13 protein-coding genes are annotated in these 13,886 nt (G+C 60.8%); 6 read left to right on the top strand and 7 right to left on the bottom strand.

The features are described from left to right. Positions 1–203: 203 nt before the first annotated feature. Both D8U73_RS21755 and D8U73_RS21760 read right to left on the bottom strand, forming a co-directional pair. Positions 204–1,058: a MaoC/PaaZ C-terminal domain-containing protein gene (locus tag D8U73_RS21755; RefSeq protein WP_130905765.1), complete on the bottom strand. Its 855-nt coding sequence runs from the start codon at positions 1,056–1,058 to the stop codon at positions 204–206. A gap of 2 nt (positions 1,059–1,060) precedes the next feature. Then, complete coding sequence (locus D8U73_RS21760; protein WP_130905766.1) at positions 1,061–2,413, bottom strand: 3-oxoacyl-ACP reductase; 1,353 nt, start codon at positions 2,411–2,413, stop codon at positions 1,061–1,063. Between the two features lie 244 nt (positions 2,414–2,657). Here D8U73_RS21760 and D8U73_RS21765 point away from each other — a divergent pair, with 244 nt between their 5' ends. Then, a complete protein-coding gene (locus D8U73_RS21765) occupies positions 2,658–3,935 on the top strand; it encodes an acetyl-CoA C-acetyltransferase (protein WP_130905767.1) in 1,278 nt (425 codons plus the stop codon). A 193-nt stretch (positions 3,936–4,128) separates the two neighbouring features. After that, positions 4,129–4,920: a helix-turn-helix transcriptional regulator gene (locus D8U73_RS21770; protein ID WP_056852503.1), complete on the top strand. Its 792-nt coding sequence runs from the start codon at positions 4,129–4,131 to the stop codon at positions 4,918–4,920. A gap of 119 nt (positions 4,921–5,039) precedes the next feature. Here the strand turns inward: D8U73_RS21770 and D8U73_RS21775 are convergent, their stop codons facing one another. Next, positions 5,040–6,986 carry a methyl-accepting chemotaxis protein gene (locus D8U73_RS21775; protein ID WP_056852504.1) on the bottom strand — a complete coding sequence of 649 codons (1,947 nt, stop codon included), beginning with the start codon at positions 6,984–6,986 and terminating at the stop codon, positions 5,040–5,042. Positions 6,987–7,018: 32 nt separating this feature from the next. Between D8U73_RS21775 and D8U73_RS21780 the strand changes: the two genes are divergently transcribed. Both D8U73_RS21780 and D8U73_RS21785 read left to right on the top strand, forming a co-directional pair. Next, a complete protein-coding gene (locus D8U73_RS21780) occupies positions 7,019–7,306 on the top strand; it encodes a hypothetical protein (RefSeq protein WP_130905768.1) in 288 nt (95 codons plus the stop codon). Positions 7,307–7,443: 137 nt separating this feature from the next. Then, positions 7,444–8,337 carry a PA4780 family RIO1-like protein kinase gene (locus D8U73_RS21785; protein WP_056852506.1) on the top strand — a complete coding sequence of 298 codons (894 nt, stop codon included), beginning with the start codon at positions 7,444–7,446 and terminating at the stop codon, positions 8,335–8,337. Between the two features lie 254 nt (positions 8,338–8,591). Here the strand turns inward: D8U73_RS21785 and cueR are convergent, their stop codons facing one another. From cueR to D8U73_RS21800, 3 genes are all read right to left on the bottom strand, one after another. Next, positions 8,592–8,990 carry a Cu(I)-responsive transcriptional regulator gene (cueR, locus tag D8U73_RS21790; protein ID WP_130905769.1) on the bottom strand — a complete coding sequence of 133 codons (399 nt, stop codon included), beginning with the start codon at positions 8,988–8,990 and terminating at the stop codon, positions 8,592–8,594. Then, a complete protein-coding gene (locus tag D8U73_RS21795) occupies positions 8,987–11,380 on the bottom strand; it encodes a heavy metal translocating P-type ATPase (protein ID WP_130905770.1) in 2,394 nt (797 codons plus the stop codon). The genes cueR and D8U73_RS21795 overlap by 4 nt, the downstream gene beginning before the upstream one ends. A gap of 182 nt (positions 11,381–11,562) precedes the next feature. Next, positions 11,563–11,946: a hypothetical protein gene (locus D8U73_RS21800; protein WP_056852509.1), complete on the bottom strand. Its 384-nt coding sequence runs from the start codon at positions 11,944–11,946 to the stop codon at positions 11,563–11,565. 159 nt (positions 11,947–12,105) lie between these two features. On the opposite strand from D8U73_RS21800, the gene D8U73_RS21805 reads away from it, so the two are divergent. Both D8U73_RS21805 and D8U73_RS21810 read left to right on the top strand, forming a co-directional pair. After that, a complete protein-coding gene (locus D8U73_RS21805) occupies positions 12,106–12,303 on the top strand; it encodes a cation transporter (protein WP_130905771.1) in 198 nt (65 codons plus the stop codon). Between the two features lie 91 nt (positions 12,304–12,394). After that, positions 12,395–13,591, top strand: a complete 1,197-nt coding sequence (locus D8U73_RS21810; RefSeq protein ID WP_130905772.1) for a multidrug effflux MFS transporter — start codon at positions 12,395–12,397, stop codon at positions 13,589–13,591. Between the two features lie 3 nt (positions 13,592–13,594). Here the strand turns inward: D8U73_RS21810 and D8U73_RS29255 are convergent, their stop codons facing one another. Further along, positions 13,595–13,768, bottom strand: coding sequence for a hypothetical protein (locus D8U73_RS29255; protein WP_177336546.1), 174 nt, complete (start codon positions 13,766–13,768; stop codon positions 13,595–13,597). Positions 13,769–13,886: the final 118 nt, after the last annotated feature.

Below are 13,886 nucleotides of genomic sequence, written 5' to 3' on the forward strand. Positions count from 1 at the left end.
ACCGTTTTATACACGCGCGCGCGTGCTGCCTAAGGGCTAATACCTTGGGGTTGGCCGCGGGTGAAAATGCCTTTTAAATCAAGCAGGGTGTGGCTGGAGAGGGAGAAGGCGAGGAGGGAGAAAACTTAAGTGATATATACACAATTGACCATGTTAGGGAGCCGAAAAGATCGCAGCCCCGCAGGCTGCGATCTGTTGATCTGTCAGGCAACCGGTCGCCAATGCCCGACCATGTGTTCAAGATCCCCAGCCCCGATCAATTGCAGATTACCACTGGACCCCGCCGCGCTGGAAAGCAATGCGACTTCGCTGGGCAGGCGAACCGGCTTTTTGAATTGCACCGCGATCTCGATGTTTGCCGCCGGCAGATGTTCGGCCAACGCGGCCAGTGTGCGAGCCTTGTTCCAAAGCCCATGGGCGATGGCCGATGGAAAGCCGAACAGTTTGGCGCTGGCCGAGCTCAGGTGAATCGGATTGTAGTCCCCGGACACCTTGGCGTATTGCCGGCCAATATCCGCTGGCGCCTTCCACTGGGCCACTTGCGTGAGCGTCAGCGTCGACGCCAACACTTCCTCCACGGGCTCGCCTTCGAGTTTGACCCCTCGGCACAGCATCTGGCTTTGCGCCTCCCACAGCGGCCCGAGTTGATCATCCAGGGTGGTCACCAGATCGAACGTCGCGCCTTTGGCATGGGGTTGCAAGTTTTCCACATGCACGCTGACACGCGCCCGATTGAGTCCACCCATGGGGCGCAGCACGCGAATGCGATTGCTCAGATGAATCAGCCCCAGCAACGGAAACGGAAAGTCCTTGGCAGTCAGCAATTGCATCTGCAAGGCGAAGGCGAGGATATGTGGGTAAGTGGGTGGCAGCAGGCTGTTGTCGGCAAAACCGCAGACCTTGCGATAGGCCGCCAGACGCTTTGCATCGACATCGACCCAGCAGCGCAGGCCAGTGGTCGGCAAGCTGGTCCCCGTGATTTTTCGTCGCGTCGCCGCCTGTGCGTACAGTCCCGGCAGGCTGGGTTCGCGATTGAGTGTGTGCCAGTCGATGCTCATGCCTAAGCCCCCAAAACACTTTGCCCGCACACACGCAAGGCTTGCCCGGTGAAGGCCCCGGTGCCCGGTTGAGCCAGCCAGGCCACCGCTTCGGCAACGTCTTGCGGCAAGCCGCCCTGGCCCAACGAACTCATGCGCCGCCCGGCTTCGCGAAGGCCAAACGGGATGTGCGCGGTCATTTGGGTTTCGATAAAACCCGGCGCCACGGCGTTGATGCTGATACCCCGCGCTTGCAATAGCGGTGCCCAGGCTTGCGCCAGACCGATCAGCCCAGCCTTGCTCGCCGCGTAGTTGGTTTGCCCGCGGTTACCGGCGATGCCGCTGATCGACGCCAACAGAATCACCCGGCCGTTGTCGCGCAGGGTGCCGTTATCGAGCAAGGCTTTGGTCAACACTTGTGGCGCGTTGAGGTTGACTGCAAGCACCGCGTCCCAGAATTCAGGGGTCATGTTGGCCAACGTTTTGTCGCGGGTGATGCCGGCGTTGTGCACCACGATATCGACCCCGTCGGGCAGTTGTTCGACCAGTTGCGCGGCGGCGTCTTCGGCGCAGATATCCAGGGTGATGCTACGTCCACCCAAGCGAGCGGCGAGGGCCTCCAGATCATTTTTGGCCGGTGGCACGTCGAGCAGGATGACGTCGGCACCGTCCCGGGCCAGGGTCTCGGCAATGGATGCGCCGATGCCTCGCGCGGCACCGGTGACCAGCGCCTTGCGTCCGGCCAGCGGTCGCGTCCAGTCCGTCACCGGCGTATCGCAGGGATTCAGGCGAATCACTTGGCCGGAAACGAACGCGCTTTTTGGCGAAAGGAAAAACCGCAGCGGGCCTTCCAGTTGATCCTCGGCCCCTTCGCCGACATGGATCAGTTGCAAGGTGCCGCCGCTGCGCAGTTCCTTGGCCAGCGAGCGACTGAAACCTTCGAGCGCACGTTGGGCGCTGGCGGCGAACGGGTCGGTCAAGGTCTGCGGGTCACGCCCGAGAATCACCAGGTGCGCACTGTGATCGAGGTTTTTCATCAGCGGCTGGAAGAACTCGCGCAGCTGCTTGAGCTGATCGGTGTGCAGCAGATTGCTGGCGTCGTACACCACGGCTTTGAGTTTCGGGCCGTGCCCGGGAATCCACGCCGTCGCCATCGAGGGTTCCGTGCCGTAGCTGTAGATCGCGTCGGTCAGGCGATTGGCAAAGGCGCTGACGTTCTCCGCCAATGGCCCGCCGCCAATCAGCAGAGCACCCTCCACCGGACGCAGCCGACCGGCTTGCCAGCGCTCCAGCCGAGTCGGTGAAGGCAGGCCCAAGGCGCCGACCAGACGATGGCCGATGGATGAATTGGCAAAGTCGATATAGCGGTCAGACATGGAACGCGCTCCGAAAGCTGGGGTTCAAAGTGTGGACCACGAATGGCAATCAGTCGTTCGATCCACGAGATAAGGCCTACGCTTGAACCAGGCGGGATATAAATGACAACCGAATCCCTGTAGGAGCGAAGCTTGCTCGCGAAGGTGTATCAGTTGACATAAATGTAGCTGACACACCTTCGCGAGCAAGCTTCGCTCCTACAGAGGACGGTTTCCACATCGGATATTTCATCAGGGGATTTTCATGACTCAACTGCGTCGCGTCGCAATCATCGGCGGTAACCGGATTCCCTTCGCCAGGTCCAACGGGCCATACGCCACCGCCAGCAACCAGGTGATGCTCACCGCCGCGCTCGAAGGCTTGATCGAACGCTACAACCTGCACGGTCAGCGCATCGGCGAGGTGGTCGCCGGCGCGGTACTCAAGTTGTCGCGAGACATGAACCTGACCCGCGAATGCGTACTCGGCTCGCGCTTGTCGCCTGCAACCCCGGCCTATGACATTCAGCAGGCGTGCGGTACCGGACTGGAAGCTGCGTTGCTGGTGGCCAACAAGATTGCCCTGGGGCAGATCGAGTGCGGCATTGCCGGTGGCGTTGATACCACCTCCGATGCGCCGATCAGCGTCAGCGAAGGGCTGCGCAAAATCCTCCTGCAGGCCAACCGTGCCAAGAGCACGGGCGACAAACTGAAAACCTTTCTGCAATTGCGACCGCGCCATCTGATCCCCGAATTCCCGCGCAACGGCGAGCCGCGCACCGGTTTGTCCATGGGGCAACATTGCGAGTTGATGGCGCAAACCTGGAACATCCCCCGCGCAGAACAGGATCAACTGGCTCTGGAAAGTCATCAGAAGTTGGCGGCGTCCTATGCCGAAGGTTGGCACAACGATCTGATGACGCCGTTCCTCGGTCTGACCCGTGACAATAATTTGCGGGCTGATTCGACACTGGAAAAACTTGCCGCGCTTAAACCGGCCTACGAAAAAAGCGCCAAGGGCACGCTGACTGCAGGTAACTCAACGCCGCTGACCGATGGCGCATCGCTGGTGTTGTTGGGCAGCGAGCAGTGGGCCAACGAGCGTGGCTTGCCGATTCTGGCGTACCTGCGTGACGGCGAGGCCGCGGCGGTGGACTTCGTCAATGGTGCCGAAGGCTTGTTGATGGCGCCGGTTTACGCGGTTCCGCGTTTGCTGGCGCGCAACGGCCTGAGCTTGCAGGACTTCGACTACTACGAAATTCACGAAGCCTTCGCCGCACAGGTGCTGTGCACGTTGAAGGCCTGGGAAGATCCGCAATACTGCAAAACCCGCCTCGGCCTCGATGCTGCGCTGGGTTCGATCGATCGCAGCCGACTCAACGTCAAAGGCAGTTCACTGGCGGCGGGGCATCCGTTCGCCGCCACGGGAGGGCGCATTGTTGCGAACCTGGCGAAACTGCTGGATGCGGCGGAAAGGGGGCGTGGGCTGATTTCGATTTGTGCAGCGGGTGGGCAGGGGGTTACCGCCATTATCGAACGTTGAAGAGTGTTATGGGTTGAAACCAGGAACCTGTGGGAGCGGGCTTGCCCGCGATGACGTCGGCACATCCAACATCAATGTGTCAGAGAGCTCGCAATCGCGGGCAAGCCCGCTCCCACAAGGATCACCGAATTTGAATAGATAAGGGGCATGCCTTAACGTCGGCCCTGTCAGCCGCATCGCACAAGGCCAGTCAATGCCGACCAACGGACAAATTTCCCTCGAACGAAGCATCCCACCGATCACCGTGCTGCCGCGTCCGTTGTATGCCCGGGTGGAGAGTCTCAATGCCGGTTCATGGACCCCTTCCCATCGCCACGACTGGGTGCAGTTTTCCTATGCCATCAGTGGCGTTCTCGGGGTGCACACCGCTGAAGGCAGTTTCTTTGCGCCACCGCAGTGGGGCATCTGGATTCCAGCGGACCTTGATCACCAAGTGGTGACGTCGATGCGCGCCGAGATGCGCAGCCTCTATGTGCGACGTGAAGATTGCCAGTGGGCGGACGGGCGTTGCCGGGTGCTGGAAGTGACACCGTTGGCGCGGGAGTTGATCAAGAGTTTTTGTTTGCTGCCTGTGGAGTACCCGCAGGGCGACAGCCAGGAGGCGCGGTTGGTGAGTGTGTTGCTCGATCAATTGGCCGGGTTGCCGGAAGTCGGTTTTTCCCTGCCATTGCCTCGCCACGAACGGTTGCTGGGTTTATGCAACGAGCTGATTGAAAACCCCGACCGCAACGTGACGTTGCAGGCATGGGCAGAGCGCCTGGGCACATCGGAAAAAACCCTGATGCGCCTGTTCCAGCGTGAAACCGGGTTGAGCTTCCGTGGCTGGCGGCAACGTGCGCGCTTGCTGTCATCATTGAGTTTGCTGGAAGAGGGTGACAGCGTGACCAATGTCGCGCTGGCTTGTGGATATGACTCGACGTCGGCGTTTATTGCGGCGTTCAAAAGTCTGTTCGGGTTTACCCCGGGAGAGTTGTTTCGGCAGTAAGGGCCCCATCGCTGGCAAGCCAGCTCCCACAGAGAATGATGTGAGCCGCATGATTTCGGCTCGACGCATAACCTGTGGGAGCTGGCTTGCCAGCGATTGACCGCGCAGCGGTCCGCCGGTCAGGTGCGGAAACGGCGCACCAACCCGTCCAGCTCATTGGACAACCCGGCCAGGCTCTGCGAATCCAGGCGCGCCGAGTTCGCCAGCTCAGCCACCAGTTGCGCATCGCCATGGATCTGGCTGATGTGCCGGTTGATGTCTTCAGCCACCTGATGCTGTTGTTCCGCCGCGGTGGCGATCTGCGTGTTCATGTCGCGGATCACGTCCACCGACTCGCGGATCTGCCCGAAGCTGCTGCGCGCTTCGCCGATGCGTGATACCGACTGCTGCGACACTTCCAGGCTGGCGTGCATCTGTTGCGTCACCTGGCTGGTGCGCTTGGCCAGGTTGCCTAGCAGCCCGTCGATCTCCGCGGTGGAGTCGGCCGTGCGTTTGGCCAGTGCCCGCACTTCGTCCGCCACCACCGCAAAGCCACGCCCCTGCTCACCGGCCCGCGCCGCTTCGATGGCCGCGTTCAACGCAAGCAGGTTGGTCTGTTCGGCGATCGAGCGAATGGTGCCGAGGATCGACTGAATGTCATTGCTGTCGCGCTCAAGCTGTTGCATCGATTGTGCGGACTGTTCGATTTCCTGGCTCAGGCGATCGACGCTGCTCACTGCCGCGTCGATCTGCTGCTGGCCTTCGCGGGCCTGACGCTGGCCACTGTCGGCGGATTCGGCAGCCTGGCTGCACGAGCGCGCCACTTCGTTGGCGGTGGCGACCATTTCGTGGAACGCCGTGGACACCATGTCCACCGCTTCACGCTGGCGCCCGGCGGCTTCAGCCATATCGCTGGAAACCTGGGTCGAGCTTTTGGACGTGGCGAGAATCTTCGTCGCGGCACCGCCGATGCTCTGGATCAGGTTGCGAATCGCGGTGAGGAACTGGTTGAACCAGCTGGCCAGTTGCGCGGTTTCGTCACTGCCACGGATCTGCAGGTTTTTTGTCAGGTCGCCTTCACCTTGGGCGATGCCTTCCAGGCCATCGGCCACGCTGCGGATCGGACGCACGATGACGCTGGCGAAACTGGCGCCGACCACGGCGAAGATCACCGCCAGCACCGCTGCAATGATCGCGATCAACCAGGTCAGCTGGGTCGCGGTGCTCATTACGTCGCTTTGCTTGATCAGGCCGATGAAGGTCCAGCCCAGTTGCTCCGACGGCCAGACGTTGGCCATGTAGCGCTCGCCATCGAGTTCGACTTCGACCAGGCCTTTGCCAGCCTTGGCCAGCTGCGCATAACCTTCGCCGAGGCTGCTCAGGGCCTTGAAATTGTGCTCCGGTTGCTTTGGGTCAACCAGCACGGTGCCGGAGTTTTCCAGCAGCATCAGGTAGCCGGTTTCGCCGAGCTTGATCTGCTTCACCAGTTCGGTGAGCTGTTTGAGCGACACGTCGATGCTGACCACGCCGCCATTGCTACCCAGCTTGTTATCGATGGTGCGTACGGTGCTGACGTAGGACGTGTCGTTTTCGGCCCAGTAATAGGCCTCGGTACGGAACGGCTTGCCCGGTTTTGCCTGGGCCGCCTTGTACCACGGACGCTGGCGCGGGTCGTAGTTGGCCAGCTTGGCATCGTCCGGCCACGACACGTAGCCACCGGCGGCGGTGCCGAGAATCGCGTAGGCATAGGACGGGTGAGCATTGCCCAGGTCCTGCAGGAAGCCGAAGATCTTTTTGTCCATCTCGCCTTGGGGGATGGTCTCGGCGTTGGCGGCCATGTAGGTCTTGAGGCTGTCGTCGGAATTCTTGATCAACGGTTGCTTGGCCAGGTACTCGACGTTCTGGCTGATACCGTCGAAAAACAGTTGCATGGCATTGCTGACCTGACGGATTTCTCGGCCGCTGCTGTCGACGAATCCGTCCTTGGCATCACTGCGCAAGTTCAGCACAACGAGGGTGGCGACCAGCACCACGGGCAAGCAGGCGATGATTGCAAACGCCCAGGTCAACTTCTGTTTGATGTTCATCCGCGCTCCAGATTTTCTTGTAGGCCCACGCAGTGCAGATGACTCGCGGATTTTTGGCAGCCGAAAACGTTCTTGGTCTACTCGAATCCTTGAGTGCGATGCGCTATTTGTTGGCGAAGCGTTTGTCGGACAATTCACTTTGTCACTTAGGACTTCGGCTGTTGTCGGAGGAAATTGAGGGGCGCCAGGAAAAATCCTGCGAAGCGCGGGAAGGCGGATGTCAGCTTCTGTCACAAATGCCCTCGCAGGCCCTGAAGAACAAGCGACACAGCCTCGGCTATGATCATTGGCGCCCGGCGATGGACGTCAGGTTTTTGTGAGGAATCCGGCACATTGTGTGCTTTGTGTTGCTCCTGGCAGTGTTCATAGGTCGGCCCCCCCTCCCACCGGTGAGTGGATTGCCGTATAACGAATGACTTTCGCGTGTTTGGTAATAAAGGACCCACAATAAAAGCTGATGAAGACTCCAAAACGCATTGAACCCCTGATCGAGGACGGTCTGGTCGACGAGGTGCTGCGCCCACTCATGAGTGGTAAAGAAGCAGCTGTTTATGTAGTGCGCTGCGGCAACCAGCTACGTTGCGCGAAGGTCTACAAGGAGGCGAATAAACGCAGTTTCCGCCAGGCAGCCGAGTATCAGGAAGGCCGCAAGGTGCGCAACAGCCGTCAGGCCCGGGCCATGGCCAAGGGCTCCAAGTTTGGCCGCAAGGAAACCGAAGACGCCTGGCAGAACGCCGAAGTGGCGGCGCTGTTCCGTCTGGCCAGTGCCGGCGTGCGGGTGCCCAAGCCGTATGACTTCCTCGAAGGCGTGCTGCTCATGGAGCTGGTGGCCGACGAATACGGCGATGCCGCGCCGCGTTTGAACGACGTGGTGCTGGAGCCTGACCAGGCCCGCGAGTATCACGCCTTTCTGATTTCGCAGATCGTGCTGATGTTGTGTACCGGTTTGGTGCACGGTGACCTGTCCGAGTTCAACGTTCTGCTGACGCCGACCGGTCCGGTGATCATCGACTTGCCGCAAGCGGTGGATGCCGCGGGCAACAACCACGCGTTCAGCATGCTGGAACGGGATGTGGGCAATATGGCGTCGTACTTCGGGCGGTTCGCACCGGAGTTGAAAAAGACCCGTTATGCCAAGGAAATGTGGGCCTTGTACGAGGCCGGCACCCTGCACCCGGCCAGCGTCCTGACCGGCGAGTTCGACGAGCCGGAAGAGCTGGCCGACGTTGGCGGCATCATGCGTGAGATCGAGGCGGCGCGCCTGGATGAAGAGCGCAAGCAAGCAGCCCGTGCCGCTGACGATGCGCCAGCCAGCAAAACCGAAGAGCCGCCTCCGCCATGGATGCAGTGATTGGCTAAACAAAAACCCGGCTTCGGCCTAATGCTGTTCACTTAAGGGAAGAACACTGTACCCGTGGCGAGGGAGCTTGCTCCCGCTGGGGCGCGAAGCGGCCCTAAAAAGGACTGCTGCGCAGCCCAGCGGGACGGTGCGGCGATGCGACGAGCTCCCTCGCCACAGGATACTAACGTTCTCTTAAGTGAACAGCATTACGGCTTCGGCCGGGTTTTTTATGCACAACACACATCCTCCTGTAGAAGCTGCGATCAGGCACAGCACCCCGACTCAAGGTTCTTCAGAATCGGACAATCAGGTCGATGATCGCCCTGGCAGTGCTCAACCAGGTCCTGCAAGGTATCGCGCAATTGCCCCAACTCGCGGATCTTCTGGTTCAGTTCATCGATATGCTGGCGGGCCAGCGCCTTCACATCGGCACTGGCACGTTGGCGATCGTGCCACAGGGCCAGCAGCTTGCCGACTTCTTCCAGGGAAAACCCCAGGTCCCGCGAGCGCTTGATGAATGCCAGGGTGTGCAAGTCGTCATCACCGTACACCCGATAACCGCTGTCGGTACGGTGGGCTGCCTTGAGCAATCCGATGGATTCGTAATACCTGATCATTTTTGCGCTCAGGCCACTGTGCCGGGCCGCTTGACCGATGTTCATCGATTGTTCTCCAAGTCCGCGGGTTTCCAGGTTTTCAACAGTAACGCATTGCTCACCACGCTGACGCTCGACAACGCCATCGCTGCGCCGGCCAGTACCGGGTTGAGGAAACCGAACGCTGCCAGCGGAATACCAATCAGGTTATAGACGAACGCCCAGAACAGGTTTTGGCGGATTTTCGCGTAGGTCTTGCGACTGATCTCCAGTGCAGCGGGCACCAAGCGCGGGTCGCCGCGCATCAGGGTGATGCCGGCGGCGTGCATGGCCACGTCGGTGCCGCCGCCCATGGCGATGCCGATGTCGGCCGCAGCTAAGGCTGGGGCGTCGTTGATGCCGTCGCCGACCATCGCCACCACGCCGGTCTGTTTCAGCGCAGCCACCGTCGCGGCTTTGTCCGCTGGCAACACTTCGGCGTGCACGTCTCTGATGCCCAGTGCCTGCGCAACCACGTTGGCACTGCCGCGATTGTCGCCGGTCAGCAAATGGCTGCTGATGTGCCGTGCGCTCAATTGCTGTACCGCTTGCAGAGCACCGGGCTTGAGCGTGTCGCCAAAGGCAAACAGGCCCAGCACCCGTGGTTCGGGTTTTTGTTCGATCAGCCAGGACAAGGTACGGCCTTCGGTTTCCCACACTGCGGCGGATTCAGCCAGGGCACCGGCGTTCAGGCCGCTTTCTTCAAGCAGACGCCGGTTGCCCAGCGCCAGTCGTCGACCTTCAAGGGTGCCGGCAATGCCGCGTCCGGTCAGTGATTGGCTGTCGGTGACGTCGTCCACCTGCAACCTGCGTTCAGTACAGGCGTCCAGTACGGCTTTGGCCAAAGGGTGTTCACTGCCCCGTTGCAGCGCGCCGGCCCATTGCAGCAGGGCGGCTTCGTCACCGTCCACCGCACTCAAGTGCGCGATGCGTGGGGCTCCGGAGGTCAGGGTGCCGGTCTTGTCGAACACCACCGCACTGACTTCATGGGCACGTTCCAGCGCTTCGGCGTCCTTGATCAGAATTCCGTAACGCGCCGCCACCCCGGTGCCGGCCATGATCGCCGTGGGTGTGGCCAGGCCCAACGCACAAGGACAGGCGATCACCAGCACCGCAACGGCGTTGATCAGCGCCGTTTCCAGTGGTGCGCCATACAGCCACCAGCCGATCAGCGTCGCCAGGGCCAGCAACAGCACCACGGGCACGAAGATCTGGCTGACTTTATCCACCAGTTTCTGGATCGGTGCCTTCGCTGCCTGAGCGTCTTCCACCAGGCGAATGATGCGTGCCAACACGGTTTCCGCGCCGAGCGCCCGAGTGCGGACCAGTAATCGACCTTCACCGTTGATCGCACCGCCGGTCACTTTATCGCCGGGTTGTTTCGGTACCGGCAGGCTTTCACCGCTGATCAACGCTTCATCGGCATGGCTTTGGCCTTCGATCACTTCGCCGTCCACCGGAAAGCGTTCGCCGGGTTTGACCAGCACCAGATCATTCAAGCGCAGGGCACTGATGGCGACATCTTGTTCACGGCCATCGATTACCTGAATCGCCCGCTCCGGGCGTAACGCTTCGAGTGCGCGGATGGCGCTGGCAGTCTGGCGCTTGGCGCGGCTTTCCAGGTACTTGCCCAGCAACACCAAGGCAATCACCACCGCCGACGCTTCGAAATACAGATGCGGCATGCGTCCGGCAGCGATGGCCCACTCGTAGACACTCAAGCCATAACCGGCGCTGGTGCCCAGTGCGACCAGCAAATCCATGTTGCCGGCACCGGCGCGCACAGCTTTCCACGCCGCCACATAAAACCGCGCGCCGAAGATGAATTGCACCGGGGTGGCCAGGGCAAATTGCGCCCACGCCGGGAGCATCCAATGCACACCGAACGGTTGCAGGAGCATCGGCAAGACAAGCGGCAAGGCGAGGGTGATGGCCGCGATCAAGGCCCAGCGTTCGTGTTGCAGGCGGGACTGTTGATTGTCGGTTTGCGGGTGTTCGGCTTCCCGGACGCTGGCGCCATAGCCGGCCTTGGTCACGGCGCCGATCAAGGTTTGCGGATCGATCTGCCCGAGCAGTTCAAGATGAGCGCGCTCGTTCGCCAGGTTGACGCTGACGCTTTTCACCCCGGGCACTTTGGTCAGCGCACGCTCGACGCGGCCGACGCAGGACGCGCAGGTCATGCCGTCGATGTTTAATTCAAGGGTTTGCTGTGGCACGCTGTAGCCAGCCTTTGCCACGGCATCCATCAAGGCTGGCAGGCTATCGGCTGGCGCCTGAACCCGCGCCTGTTCGGTGGCGAGGTTGACGCTCACGGCGCTGGCCCCGATGACCTTGCTCAAGGCGCGCTCGACACGGCCGGCGCAACTGGCACAGGTCATGCCGGCAATCGGCAGATCGAACGTGGTGGAATCGGACATCGGTCGCACTCCCTGTAGTAGATGTCTACAGGATCAACCTTGCCATGCTGGCAAGGTCAAGCGCAAAGTTTTGCCTATGCAGGAGCGAGGCTTGCCCGCGAAGGGCGCGCCACATTCAATAATCGATATCGAATGAAATGACCCCTTCGCGGGAAAGCCTCGCGCCTACAGGGTGGTGGTCTTCAGTAACCGAGCCCTGCGCGCTTCAGGTACATCCCTTCCTGCGTCATCGCAATCCGGTACTTGAGCACATCGCCCGCCCGGAGCTGAATGTCCTGCGAGCCCGGCGCCAACATGCCCGGATTGCAGCCAGGCACCTGACCCGGCAGCAGTTTGAGGCGCAGGGACACATTGCCCGGCGGCAGATTGAATGAGGTGCTTTGTTCCTGGAACAGCCGCGCCGCCAATTGGTCCTGGATGTACACGCCGATTTCGCAGCTGGTCGCGACTTCCAGGCGCTCGCGGGAAATGATCAGCACGCCATAGTCCTCCCCGGCGGCACTGGCCGACGGCACGGCGGCGAAAAGGCTGAGGAAGCCAAACAGGCTGAAAACTGACCAGCGCATGGCTGAATCTCCTGAGATCGAGTCATTGATGCTCGCAGCTTGGCCGAGCGCGACGATGATTGCCAGCCCGGCAGATCACTTCAGAACTTGACCTTGCCATGGTGGCAAGCTCGAGACTGTACTCAACCTCATTCAAGAGCCACATCCAGGGAGTTTTCCATGCAAGTGTTCAATGTTGAAGGTATGTCCTGCGGTCATTGCGTCAGGGCCATCACCGAGGCCGTTCAGGCTAAAGATCCTGCGGCCAGCGTACGGGTCGATCTGGCGGCGAGAGAGGTCGGCGTCGAGAGTGCCCTGACAGCGCAACAGGTGATCGAGGCGATCAGCGAAGAGGGCTATGGCGCCAAACTCGCCTGATCTTTTTAATAGTTAGCGAGCTATCGTAATGTTCAAGGCGTCCATGCGCGGCTAGACTGTCGGGCTGCCGACTAATGCCCCTGGGTGCCTGATGAACTTCCGTACCATTCTGATTCTTGGCGCGTTAAGCGCTTTCGGTCCATTGGCGATCGATTTCTACCTGCCGGCTTTCCCGGCCATGGCGCTCGCGTTCGGTACGGATGAAAAACACGTTCAGCTGACATTGGCCGCCTACTTCCTCGGCCTGTCCATCGGCCAACTGGCTTACGGGCCGGTGGCGGATCGTTTCGGGCGGCGCATTCCTTTGCTCACCGGCGTGGGGCTGTTCACCGCCGCTTCGCTGGCGTGCGCCTATGCGCCAAACCTGGAATGGCTGATCGGTGCACGTTTTGTCCAGGCATTGGGCGGATGCGCGGGAATGGTGATTTCCCGGGCGATCGTCAGCGACAAATGCGACGCGGTGGGTTCGGCGAAAGTGTTTTCACAGCTGATGCTGGTGATGGGGCTGGCGCCGATTCTGGCGCCGATGCTCGGCGGCCTGTTGGTCAATACGACGGGCTGGCAGTCGATCTTTCTTGCGCTGACCGGTTTCAGTGCTCTGGCAGGGTTGGCTGTGGCACTCGGCTTGCCCGAGAGCATGCCGGCCCATTTGCCACGCCAACCGCTATCGGGGGCGTTGCGCCAATATGCTCGGCTCTTGAAAGAACCGGTGTACCTCGGCCACGCGTTGACCGGTGGTATCGCCATCGCCGGGATGTTTTCCTACATTGCCGGTTCACCGTTCGTCTTCATCAAACTTTATGGCGTTCCGGCCGAACATTTCGGCTGGTTCTTCGGTGCCAATGCCGCGGGTTTCATTCTGGTGGCGCAGGTCAATGCGCGTTTGCTGGCCAAGCGCGGGCCGGCATTCCTGCTTGCGCGTGCCGTGTGGGTCTACCTGGGTGCCGGCCTGGCTCTGCTTGGCGTCAGTGCATTGCACACGACACAGCTGTGGCCGTTACTGATCCCGCTCTTTGTCTGTATCGCCAGCCTCGGCTGCATTCTGCCAAACGCATCGGCGTGCGCCATGAACGGCCAGGGCGCTCGCGCCGGCAGCGCTTCGGCGATGCTCGGTTGCCTGCAGTTCAGCGTGGCCGCCGGTGCTGCCGCGCTGGTGGGAGTTCTGCACGACGGCAGCGCCATGCCGATGGCCATGGTCATCAGCCTGTGTGCAATTCTGGTGGTGAGCGTGGCGATGTTCACCCGGCGTTTGCAAAATGCACGGGCAATGGCGCAAGCCCCGGTTTAAAGGTCAGCCGGCAGCACGCTGTGGTTGGAGTACGGGGATTGAGTGAGGCGCTTGAATGCGTGATTCCAGGGTGCGCATGAAATTGCGGGCTTCGGACTCGCTGCGGAACGTTACGACATGTTGATCCAGGCGGACTTGCCACTGGGATTTTGCCAATTCTTTTAACAGGATCTTCATTACCGAATTCCTCTTGTAAAAGATGTCTCGTAGAAGGTGGCCTCGCAGGAGATTCGATTGTAGACCTGAATGCGATCGCTATCGTGACAGGGCATAACTGTCGGACTGACGGTTTGTA

Source organism: Pseudomonas sp. Sample_22, assembly GCF_004307635.1.
Taxonomy (GTDB): Bacteria; Pseudomonadota; Gammaproteobacteria; order Pseudomonadales; family Pseudomonadaceae; genus Aquipseudomonas.